General features: G+C 42.1%; 1 protein-coding gene and 1 pseudogene. One reads left to right on the plus strand and one right to left on the minus strand.

The features are described 5' to 3' along the window. A pseudogene (locus tag PL9214_RS26690) lies at nucleotides 1–720 on the plus strand (HEAT repeat domain-containing protein); the annotation flags it as partial. Here the strand turns inward: PL9214_RS26690 and PL9214_RS33120 are convergent. After that, nucleotides 641–3,055, minus strand: coding sequence for a calcium-binding protein (locus tag PL9214_RS33120; protein ID WP_369325967.1), 2,415 nt, complete (start codon nucleotides 3,053–3,055; stop codon nucleotides 641–643). The pseudogene PL9214_RS26690 and the gene PL9214_RS33120 sit on opposite strands and share 80 nt — an antisense overlap. Nucleotides 3,056–3,107 lie beyond the last annotated feature (52 nt).

Genomic DNA, 3,107 nt, shown 5'->3' on the forward strand with positions numbered 1-3,107 from the left:
TTAGAAACCACTGAGGATGAAAATACTCGCAGGATGGTTGCCGAGAGTTTAGGGAAAATCGCCATTGGAAATGAGTTAGCAATTCGGGCGTTAATTGGGGTTTTAGAAACCACTGAGGATGTATTTACTCGCAGCTATGTTGCCGATAGTTTAGGGAAGATCGCCCCTGGGAATGAGTTAGTAATTCGGGCGTTAATTGGAGTTTTAGAAACCACTGAGGATGAATATAATCGCATTTATGTTGCCGAGAGTTTAGGGAAAATCGCCGCAATTCGGGCGTTAATTGGGGTTTTAGAAACCACTAAGGATCAAAAAACTCGCAGGTGTTTTGTCGAGAGTTTAGGGAAAATTGCTGTTGGAAATGAGTTAGCAATTCGGGCGTTAATTGGGGTTTTAGAAACCACTGAGGATGTATTTACTCGCCGCTATGTTGCAGATAGTTTAGGGAAAATTGACCCCGGAAATGAGTTAGCAATTCGGGTGTTAATTGGGATTTTAGAAACCACTGAGGATAAATATACTCGCAGTTTCGTTGCCGATAGTTTAGGGAAAATTGCCGTTGGAAATAAGTTAGCAATACAGGCGTTAATTCGGCTCTTAGAAACCACTAAGGATGAAGATACTCGCTTGGGTGTTGCCTTTATTTTAGGGAAAATTGCTGTTGGAAATGAGTTAGCAATACGGGCGTTAATTCGGCACTTAGAAACCACTGAGGATGAAAATACTCGCAGGATGGTTGCCGAGAGTTTAGGGAAAATCGCCATTGGAAATGAGTTAGCAATANACTATCATTTCCTAAATCTCCAAATAAGTTATCATTGTCTTGATTTCCCCATAGCAAATCATTATCTTTTCCACCATAGAGAAGATCTCCAGCAGCGCCGCCATGTGCTTCATCATCTCCTTGACCTAATGCAATGGTTTGGCCTAGTTTATCTCCAACAACAATATTTTTTCCGGCATCGCCCAAGAGTTGCATTTGCCCCCTTAATAAAGCAACATTAATATTTTGGAGTTGAATAATAGAATTAGGCAAATCCGTACTATCAATCAAGCTAATTTGTTGATTTCCGACTCCTGTTTGTTGTGATAAAGCTACATTGGCTTGTATCAGAATGGGCTGACTACTCGGTAAATCTCCTGGCAATTGGGAGAAAGGAGCAAACATAGAGAAATCCCATTGGGTATTGGCATCAAACCGAGTTAAAATTTGTTGAGCCAATTGATTGAGTTCAGAAGATTCAGTTCCTAGCGTTTCTTGAAGATCTGTTTGTAAATTTTGCAAGGTGCGATTATTTCCTGTCAAAATTGCACCGCCAATCTTTTCAGGGACAGAAACTTCAAAGCTTTCTCGATTGAAATGTTCAAAGATTTCTTGATTCGTCGCGTTGGCCTTAATCGGTTGTTCAGAAATACTCAATTTCTGGGGAACTTCCAGAGGGAATACCATACCCCCATTGGAATTCAATACATAATAATGCTGAGAAAATGTATCGTCTCCTGGATCTAACAGGGGGATAGAATTAAAGTTCTCAGATGCCAGGTCATCAACAAAGGATATCACATCATATTGAGGTGCGATTAAGGTTTCTTGATATTCCATGCCGCTACGCTCGTTATTATTGCTACGCTGTCTATTGGAATTACTGGTGACAATTTTTTTCGGTTTAATATACTTGTAAACAAGGTATTGAACATTTGAGATTTCATTTCTATCGAGTCTGAACCTGAAACCGTCAAGAACCTTAGAACCTAATCGATTTAGCAAACCAAATTTTTCAGTACTTAGTCCGTTCAATGCTTGTATAAGGTCAGATGAATTTGCAAAGCTTGCTATTAGGCTTACAAAGGCGGAATTGATGAATACCGACTTATCAAAGAGACTACTAGCCTTCGTTTTAGATACAAATGCTTCAAGTGCCGCCCTGGGATCTCCCTGCAGTGCCAATGTTGCTTGAAACAGTGGTGTTGCCGCTAGTTGTTCTGGGGTAAGCCCCAGGTCTTTAGCAATATTGTCAGAGGGGGGACGATTTTGCTCAATGATAGCCGTCGGGGGAGTGGTATCACCAGGAGGTAATGGTGTTGGGGTAGGGGCTAAGGTTGGTGTAGGTGTTGGCGTCGGGGCTAAGGTTGGTAAGGGTGTGGGCGTTGGAGCTATTGTCGGCGCTGGAGTTGGTTCTAACGTCGGTGTGGGCGTTGGAGTCGGTGATATTGTCGGTGTTGGAGTTGGAGTTGGTTCTAACGTCGGTGTAGGCGTTGGTTCTAACGTCGGTGTGGGCGTTGGAGTCGGTTCTAACGTCGGTGTGGGCGTTGGAGTTGGGGTCGGTGTTGGATTTGGTGTTATCGTCGGTGTTGGATTTGGTGTTATCGTCGGCGTTAGATTTGGTGATATTATCGGCGTTGGAGTTGGTGATATTGTCGGCGTTGGAGTTGGTGATATTGTCGGNTCATTATCTTTTCCACCATAGAGAAGATCTCCAGCAGCGCCGCCATGTGCTTCATCATCTCCTTGACCTAATGCAATGGTTTGGCCTAGTTTATCTCCAACAACAATATTTTTTCCGGCATCGCCCAAGAGTTGCATTTGCCCCCTTAATAAAGCAACATTAATATTTTGGAGTTGAATAATAGAATTAGGCAAATCCGTACTATCAATCAAGCTAATTTGTTGATTTCCGACTCCTGTTTGTTGTGATAAAGCTACATTGGCTTGTATCAGAATGGGCTGACTACTCGGTAAATCTCCTGGCAATTGGGAGAAAGGAGCAAACATAGAGAAATCCCATTGGGTATTGGCATCAAACCGAGTTAAAATTTGTTGAGCCAATTGATTGAGTTCAGAAGATTCAGTTCCTAGCGTTTCTTGAAGATCTGTTTGTAAATTTTGCAAGGTGCGATTATTTCCTGTCAAAATTGCACCGCCAATCTTTTCAGGGACAGAAACTTCAAAGCTTTCTCGATTGAAATGTTCAAAGATTTCTTGATTCGTCGCGTTGGCGTTAATCGGTTGTTCAGAAATACTCAATTTCTGGCGAACTTCCAGAGGGAATACCATACCCCCATTGGAATTCAATACATAATAATGCTGAGAAAATGTATCGTCTCCT

Source organism: Planktothrix tepida PCC 9214, assembly GCF_900009145.1.
Classification (GTDB): domain Bacteria; phylum Cyanobacteriota; class Cyanobacteriia; order Cyanobacteriales; family Microcoleaceae; genus Planktothrix; species Planktothrix tepida.